Raw genomic sequence first — 7850 nt, forward strand, 5'->3', positions numbered from 1 at the left:
CTGAACGGTATATGATTGAACAAGATAATTCTGAAATTCAAATGAGGCGAAAGATTGAGATGTCAAATGTAAAATTAGTAAATGTGACAGAGGAGATTGTAAGAGGGCTTGTTAGTTTTCTGCTACATGGCGTTGAATATCAAACATTTTGCCACTGCGAACAATGTGAAATGGACGTAAATGCAATTGCACTGAATGCTTTACCTGCTAGATATGTCGCATCAAATAAATCAAGAGATGCTGTATTCAAAGAAATGAATACGCCCGAGAACATTAGAGAAATAAATAAACAAATTATTCGTGCGCTTCACATTGTTGACAGGTATCCAAATCACTCATAAAGGAAGAACGATTAGCGGCTTTCATTGGAAAAGGATCATTCTTTCATGTAAATAGGTAGCCGTTTGGCAAGTTTTTATAATAAATTTGAATTAGGAGGCTATTCAATTAGGGGCATACTAAATTGAATAGTCTCTTTCTTTTAGCGTTCACTGTTTTCAGTTAACTTTTTGCGTGAAACTGTAGTAAAATTAAAGTAGCAATTGGAAAGAGAGGGAACAGTTATGCCAACACCTAGCATGGAGGACCACATTGAACAAATTTATTTACTAATCGAAAATAAAGGGTATGCTCGTGTGTCCGATATTGCTGAAGCTTTATCTGTTCTACCTTCCTCCGTTACGAAAATGGTGCAGAAATTGGATAAAGACGGCTATTTAGTGTATGAAAAATATAGAGGCTTAACATTGACGCCAAAGGGGCAAAAATTAGGGAAGCGACTTGTGCAGCGGCATGAACTGCTTGAACAGTTTTTGCGTTTAATAGGAGTTGATGAGGAACGTATTTACGAGGACGTGGAAGGCATCGAACATCATTTAAGCTGGAATTCAATCGACCGCATTGCAGATCTTGTGCAGCTTTTAGAGGAAGAGCCCGATATGGCAAGGAAGCTAGAAGAAATGAAATCAAATCATAGTATGTAATGATTGACGAGAAAAAGGAGAATATGATGAATCAATTAATTAAGTCAGGACAAGTAGTGGAATTAACTGTATTGGAACAGCAAGGATCACGCTATATTTTAACAAACGGCGATTTGGAAATCCCTTTAAACGCATCGGATTTGGATAATGAAATAGCGATTGGCGATTTAGTGAAAGTTTTCCTCTATACAGACCGACGCGGCGACCTTCAAGCAACAACGGCATTACCCCACATCACAGAGGCGGATTACGGATGGGCGCGCGTGTTGAAAGTAACGAAGGAAGGCGCTTTTTGCGATATCGGCACGTCCCGTGAAGTATTAGTGCGCGCAGAAGATTTGCCGGCAATCAGCGAAGTTTGGCCTGAGCCTGGAGATCATTTGTATATGACATTACGCACAGATCGCAACGGCGACTTATTCGGGCGATTAATAACGGAAGAAAAAGTGAATGACATGTATGAAGGTGCTGCGGAGGAGATGTTCAATAAAAATATTGCTGCCCGTCCGTACCGTTTATTGCCTGTAGGTTCATTTTTGTTAGGGATCGATAAACCGTACCGCATTTTTGTGCACGAATCGGAAATGAAAGCAGAGCCTCGTTTAGGGCAGGATATGCAAGTGCGCATTATAGATGTGAAGGAAGACGGCTCATTAAATGGCTCGTTTTTACCGCGCAAGCACGAGCGATTAGGTGATGACGCAGATAAAATCTTTGCTTATTTAGAAAGTGTAGGCGGTAAAATGCCATTTGGCGATAAGTCCACACCGGAAGAGATTACGGAAATGTTTAATATGAGCAAAGGTTCGTTTAAGCGCGCGCTTGGCACATTAATGAAGGCACGCAAAATTACGCAAAAAGATGGCTGGACTGAAATCGTATAAGCAGACTTCTTTCAGCAAATATCGGAAATCGGGATATGAATGCTGCTGAGGCGCAACTGATAATATGAACAATGAAAAGTAAAAGGGGAGACATGTTTGCAACCTTTTGCTTTTTTAATTCGTATTAATTAATGAATGTATATGATATTTGGACAGGTTTTCTGTAAAAATGGGAATATACATTTGAAAAGGGGGATTTTACAATGAAACAAAAATGGATTTCGCTTGTTGCAGCATTAGTATTAATGGTAACAGTATTTATGCCATTAGGTGTTTCGGCAGCGACAACTGAACAAAAAAATCCAATCAATGAAAAGCTTGGTGTACCTATCGTTGTTTATGGAAGTAACTTATCTGCTGAAGAAAAGGAAACTGTCAAAACAGCATTGCGTGTTGACCAGGAAACAGAAGTAGACGAAATTACAATTTCAGGACAAGATTTAGCAAAATATATTAAAGACAGCAATCCTAGCTCCCGTATGTTCTCATCTGCGAAAATTACGCGTCAGGATGAGGGGAAAGGGTTAACGATCAGTATTGTAACACCTGCGAATATTACACAAGTCACTTCGGAAATGTATGCAAGCGCAATGCTGACAGCAGGCATTGAAGATGCAATAGTGGAAATTGCCGCACCAAAGCCGGTAACAGGTCATTCTGCATTGGTCGGCATTTATAAAGCATATGAAGTAAAGACAGGCGAGACATTGGACATTGAACGTACCGATGTAGCGAATGATGAATTGTCCGTTGCCACATCGCTTGCTGAATCGGCAGGTGTTACAGATGCACAAGTGGCTGAATTGTTAACGCAAATCAAAAAAGCAATCGCCGAAAACAAGCCGGCAACAAAAGAGGAAGTCCAGCAAATTGTAGAAGAGCAGCTAGCGAAGCTGCAAATTAATTTAAGCGACAAAGACCGCCAGCTGCTGGTCGATTTAATGAACCGCATCAGTAATTTAAATATAGATTTCGGTAAATTATCTTCACAGCTTTCAGATTTGACAGCGAAATTTGATGAAAAGTTCGGTGCTATTTTAGAGGATGAAGGCTTTTGGCAAAGTGTCAAAAACTTTTTCACGAATTTGATCGATACGATTTCTTCCTGGTTTAAAAAGGAAGAGTAATCTGTTAAAAGCACTCGTATATTGAGTGCTTTTATTTTTCGCGAAAATTCAAAATATGATATATTGGGAATAACAAGAGGAGGGAGAAAGATGGAATTTACGTATAAAGACAAAGGGAATAATTATGGTGCATTTGAATATGAGCAAAACGGTGAGCGAGTAGCTGAGATTACATGGTTATTGCGCGACGGGGTTATGAATATGGACCATACGTATGTATCCGATGTTTTGCGCGGACAAGGGGTAGCTAAAAAACTGTTGGATAGAGCAGCAGACTATGCACGCGAAAATAACTTGAAGATGAATGCCATTTGCTCCTATGTCGTTTCTTCATTTGAAAAAAGCGACGCATATGACGACGTAAAAGTATAGCAACATTCAAAACACGATTTTCCAACATTACGGAAATCGTGTTTTTACTATGGCATATAGTTATTTTTGGGGTCATAATAACATTCCATGCAGTTTAAAATCCAACGAAAAATGAAATCAAAACAGTAATAACACCAGAGACGCCGAGTAGCGTGAGCACCTCAGTTCCTTTGTAGGTAACTTCTTTATTTTGAAACATAGCCAACACTCCCTTAAGTTTTTGTTCTATTATATATATTTATCCAATTCAGAGGTTTTTTAATCCTATATAGCAATAGGTTTTAAAAGAATTTCAAAGGGTATATTAATTTATATGACATGTTAAACTAAATTTCGAATGTGGAGGTAATATTATGGCTAAATTAAAAGGTAAAGGCGTCGTCATGGCAGGATTATTGGCAGGAGCTGCTTCTTTTTTAAGCAAAAAGGAAAACCGTGATAAGGCGATGGAATATTTCAATAAAGCGAAAGACAAAATGAATGACAATGGCGGCATGCAAGGCTTAATGCAAAAAGCGCAAGAAAAAGTGGCCGGCAATGGTGAAGCCGAGCCTTCATTCCCGAAAGATTTGGATACGAATATGGCCAAATCTGCCTCTGTAGGGAAAAAGGATTATGCGGAAGAAAGTATAGAAGATGTTGCAATGACAGCCGGCGATGTTGCGGATCATACACTGGAAGGTAATCAGATGGTTGAAGAGGGCGCTCAAACAACAACTGATTATTATAATGAAGAGCAGGAAAAGCGTTCTTAAACAAACTAATTATTAATGAACAAAGGCAGTGCGAATACGTTCCAAAATACAATCAACGCAAAAAGGGTTTGCGCGAAAAGTAATTTAAAACTTTTCGGGCAAACCCTCTATGCGTTAATAAGAATTAAGCTTTTGCTACTTCTTTTTTCATTGTTTTGTTTTTGGCAAGATTAACGTGCCAAGAAAGAGCTTCCTCTAAAATATGAGGAGTGTGCGCGCCACCTGTTGCTTCAACAGCGCGGTTATAGTAATCCCATAATTGCTCTTTGAAATCCGGGTGTGCACAGTTTTTGATAATTAATTCAACACGCTCTTTTGGAGCAAGCCCGCGTAAGTCAGCGATACCTTGTTCAGTAACGATTACGTCTACATCGTGCTCTGTATGGTCTACGTGAGAAACCATTGGTACGATTGATGAAATCGCGCCGCCTTTAGCATATGATTTCGTTACAAAGATACCTAAACGAGCATTACGAGCGAAATCACCAGAACCGCCGATACCGTTCATCATTTTTGTACCAGAAACATGTGTAGAGTTTACGTTACCATAAATATCTAACTCAAGGGCTGTGTTGATTGAGATTAATCCCATACGACGGATAAGCTCCGGGTGGTTAGAAATTTCCTGTGGACGCAAGCAAATTTTATCAGCATACTTCTCTAAGTTGCCGTAAACTTTCTTCTGTAATTCTTCTGTAAGTGTAATAGAAGTTGCAGCTGCAAAACGAACTTTACCAGCATCGATTAAGTTGAAAACAGCATCTTGCAATACTTCGGAAGCTACTACCAAGTTTTCGAATTCTGAATCAGCAAAGCCGTCCAATACAGCGTTTGCTACAGATCCTACACCTGATTGTAATGGCATTAATTCATTTGTTAAACGGCCTGCTTTAATTTCAGAGCGGAAGAAGTCCAATAAAGTGTTCGCCATGTTTTGTGTTTCCTCATCTGGAGGAACAATTAATGAAGGCGCATCTGGCTCTTCAGAAATAACGATTGCCTGAATTTTATCTAAATCAACACGAATACCGATTTCACCGATACGTTGCTCGGGGTTTGTCATCGGGATTACGTCACGCTTACCTTGCTCACCAGGAATATAAATATCATGGATGCCGATTAATGCCTCTGGATGAGAAATATTCAATTCGATAATAATATTTTCTGCATACTCAGCAAAAATCGGAGAGTTACCAACAGAGTTTGTTGGAATGATTAAGCCGTCTTCAGTAATAGCAACCGCTTCTAAAATCAAGTGTTTTACTGGACCGATAATACCTTGACGCACTAGCTCAGCGTTATGGGAAAGGTGAGCGTCAACATATTTAATATCGCCTTTGTTAATCATACCACGCATTACCGCGTCACCTTGGAAAGGACCGCGTTTGTTGATAACACCAGCAGCAGCTAAGTAGTTATCAACTTCAGGACCTAATGAAGCCCCTGTATATACATCAATTTTAATTTGTTCGTTTTTAGCGCGCTCTACTAATGCCATAGGAACTACTTTAGCATCACCAGCACGTGTAAATCCTGACATACCTACTACTGTGCCGTCTTCGATTAAAGAGGCAGCTTCTTGTGCAGATACAATTTTATCTGCTAATTGTTTTAAACCTAAACGTTTCTCAACTCGTGGATCCATTTATAAATCCTCCCCTAAAAAGTTTTTTAATCGTTTGATTAATCAGAAAATATTTTTAGAATTTTCTGTTTTTTTAACCAGGTACTAAACTGGCATGTATATTAATAATATCATCAAATTGTCACATTTACTTCACGCCTAACATAAAAGCGCTTAAAAGCAGTATAATAGAGAATTTTAAAGTGTAAAGGAGAGAAAAGTGTAATTCCTGTAATGCTTTAAGTTTATATAGTTAGCAAATTTATACAATTACGATAGAAAAAAGAGTAAAAAAGGCTAAGGGTTGTATATGGAAAGAGTAAAAGCGACTTGCATGCACAAGTCGCTTAAATGAATTATTTTAGAAGCCTAAAGAACGGCGGAAGTAGCTTGCATAGCGTTGACTTACTGGAATGCGTGTTCCGTCTTTCATAATCAACAAGAAAGTCGAATGTGAGTCTGGCTGGATTTCTTCGATATAGTCGATGTTTACAATATAAGAGCGATGGCATCGGATGAATGAATCCGGCGCTAAAAACAGTTCTAAATCGCTTAAGTTCAACCGGTGATATCCTTCACGGTGCATCGTTTTTACGAAAGTTTTACGTAATTGCGTCTCAAGATAAATAACTTGGTTATGTTTAATCGGGTACCAGCAATCATCAATTTTAACTGTAATATAATTTGTCAGGAATGGTGATGGCTTTTGAGGGAAAATAGCTGTAATGGCACCCTTTGTTTCTCCTTCTTCAATTAAAGGAATACTCATACCGTAATAAGGAACTCCAAATACATCCGACTCGATGTAGGAATTGATTTTTTGACCATATGTTAATGCTTTATAAGCAGCTGAACCTTCTTTTATCGGGTCACCAGGCTTAATTTTTAAATCTACCTTTTTACTTGGCTGGTAATATAAATACTCATTCGTATCTGAAATAGCAATTGATGTATTTTCTGGGAAAAATTCTTTAATTACTTCCATGATTTCTTCTATTTGTCTTGGATCCACTTTCTAACACCTCTTTATAAGCATTTTATACAATTATGAACTATTTTACTACATATTAAAAGAAATTAGGTTAAGAAGATTTTTTTTATCGGGAAATATTATTGAAGAACATGTAAAGTGAAATTTTTAAGAAAAAATCCGATGAGTAGACAACTCAAAAAATAGTATTTGAAAAGCTTTATATTTCTAGAAATATAGAATTATTAAATCTCCATTTTTCTATAAAAGGGAAGTATCATGATAATTTTGTACTATACTAATTGTTAAAATTAGGTTGAAAGGAAAACTTGGAATATGGTAATATTCACTATAGTTACTAATAAAATGAACAATTATATGCAAAACATAGTATTGTATTTTGAATCCGTAAAACGTATAAATAATCACTTCGCTTAATAAAAGGAAGTTTAAGTATGCAAATTTCTAAAATTAATATAACAATTTTACTTGTTTTTTGAGGCAGATTGGATGACGTAGTGAGCATCCCTATCTGCAAAAGTAAGGACAATATCTTGTGCGTTTCGTATTCGATTTGTCTTTCCAATAAGTAACAGAATGTTTATTCTGAAGAAAGATGGGGTAATTTATGCAATTACATCAATATTCAATCTCGGAAACAATCTCGAAGCGGTACTTTCAAGAAATTGACAATATTAATCAATATGCTGGTATCGAGGACTTTTTTGTGCTGGAATCTAGATTGATTTTTGAAGTCTACCATTTAGAGGCGGCAAAGGCAAAAAAGACATTACATGAAATTATAGACATTTTATCGGCCCGCTTTGGTAAACAAGTTATTAAAGTAGTGCGCTCGTATTTTGTTATTTTATCATCGATTGTTGCGCGGAAGCTATTAGACAATCAAGTTCCTTCAAAGAAAGCGTTTGCCTTCAATTTGGCTTGTGCAGATATGGTGGAAAACCAGATGAAAGATGCCGAGTTTCTGCAATTTGCGGATGACTTAGTCGATTTTTATGTTTACTTTATCGCAGACCGTAAGCAACCTACATTCCGTCACGGTGTTTGTCAATATAGTTGTCGCATCAAGCTACTTAACTTTTCTATCAAAATCAAAATCTGTTCTATTAAAATC

The 7850-nt window shown here is 37.4% G+C and carries 8 protein-coding genes and 1 pseudogene; 7 read left to right on the top strand and 2 right to left on the bottom strand.

The window, feature by feature from the left end; all coding sequences use genetic code 11:
- Positions 1-59: 59 nt before the first annotated feature.
- The 6 genes from ACTHOQ_RS08455 to ACTHOQ_RS08480 all read left to right on the top strand — a co-directional run bounded on the left by ACTHOQ_RS08455 (position 60) and on the right by ACTHOQ_RS08480 (position 4121).
- On the top strand, positions 60-341 hold the full coding sequence (locus ACTHOQ_RS08455; RefSeq protein ID WP_440495459.1) for a late competence development ComFB family protein: 282 nt from the start codon (positions 60-62) through the stop codon (positions 339-341).
- Between the two features lie 222 nt (positions 342-563).
- Positions 564-983 (top strand): transcriptional regulator MntR, encoded by a 420-nt coding sequence (gene mntR, locus ACTHOQ_RS08460; protein WP_440495460.1) that lies wholly within the window; start codon positions 564-566, stop codon positions 981-983.
- A 26-nt stretch (positions 984-1009) separates the two neighbouring features.
- Entirely contained in the window at positions 1010-1867 is an 858-nt protein-coding gene (locus ACTHOQ_RS08465) for a CvfB family protein (RefSeq protein ID WP_440495461.1), read from the top strand.
- 203 nt (positions 1868-2070) lie between these two features.
- A complete protein-coding gene (locus ACTHOQ_RS08470; protein WP_440495462.1) occupies positions 2071-2994 on the top strand; it encodes a DUF1002 domain-containing protein in 924 nt (307 codons plus the stop codon).
- 90 nt (positions 2995-3084) lie between these two features.
- Complete coding sequence (locus tag ACTHOQ_RS08475) at positions 3085-3366, top strand: GNAT family N-acetyltransferase (protein WP_440495464.1); 282 nt, start codon at positions 3085-3087, stop codon at positions 3364-3366.
- A 353-nt stretch (positions 3367-3719) separates the two neighbouring features.
- Positions 3720-4121: a 3-oxoacyl-ACP reductase gene (locus tag ACTHOQ_RS08480; RefSeq protein ID WP_440495465.1), complete on the top strand. Its 402-nt coding sequence runs from the start codon at positions 3720-3722 to the stop codon at positions 4119-4121.
- 124 nt (positions 4122-4245) lie between these two features.
- Here ACTHOQ_RS08480 and scpC read toward each other — a convergent pair whose 3' ends face one another.
- Positions 4246-5766 carry a succinyl-CoA:acetate CoA-transferase ScpC gene (gene scpC, locus ACTHOQ_RS08485; protein WP_440495466.1) on the bottom strand — a complete coding sequence of 507 codons (1521 nt, stop codon included), beginning with the start codon at positions 5764-5766 and terminating at the stop codon, positions 4246-4248.
- Between the two features lie 340 nt (positions 5767-6106).
- Positions 6107-6757, bottom strand: a complete 651-nt coding sequence (locus tag ACTHOQ_RS08490) for a LytTR family DNA-binding domain-containing protein (RefSeq protein ID WP_440495467.1) — start codon at positions 6755-6757, stop codon at positions 6107-6109.
- A 586-nt stretch (positions 6758-7343) separates the two neighbouring features.
- Between ACTHOQ_RS08490 and ACTHOQ_RS08495 the strand changes: the two are divergent.
- Positions 7344-7850, top strand: a pseudogene (locus tag ACTHOQ_RS08495) (hypothetical protein); the annotation flags it as partial.

It is taken from the genome of Solibacillus silvestris (assembly GCF_051967575.1).
In the GTDB taxonomy this organism is placed as follows: Bacteria; Bacillota; Bacilli; order Bacillales_A; family Planococcaceae; genus Solibacillus; species Solibacillus silvestris_B.

What these genes read in the sequence shown, in the direction of transcription:
- ACTHOQ_RS08475 (WP_440495464.1), top strand. Translation starts at nt 3,085, where the DNA reads ATGGAATTTACGTATAAAGACAAAGGGAATAATTATGGTGCATTTGAA.
- ACTHOQ_RS08480 (WP_440495465.1), top strand. Translation starts at nt 3,720, where the DNA reads ATGGCTAAATTAAAAGGTAAAGGCGTCGTCATGGCAGGATTATTGGCA.
- scpC (WP_440495466.1), bottom strand. Translation starts at nt 5,766, where the DNA reads ATGGATCCACGAGTTGAGAAACGTTTAGGTTTAAAACAATTAGCAGAT.
- ACTHOQ_RS08470 (WP_440495462.1), top strand. Translation starts at nt 2,071, where the DNA reads ATGAAACAAAAATGGATTTCGCTTGTTGCAGCATTAGTATTAATGGTA.
- mntR (WP_440495460.1), top strand. Translation starts at nt 564, where the DNA reads ATGCCAACACCTAGCATGGAGGACCACATTGAACAAATTTATTTACTA.
- ACTHOQ_RS08455 (WP_440495459.1), top strand. Translation starts at nt 60, where the DNA reads ATGTCAAATGTAAAATTAGTAAATGTGACAGAGGAGATTGTAAGAGGG.
- ACTHOQ_RS08465 (WP_440495461.1), top strand. Translation starts at nt 1,010, where the DNA reads ATGAATCAATTAATTAAGTCAGGACAAGTAGTGGAATTAACTGTATTG.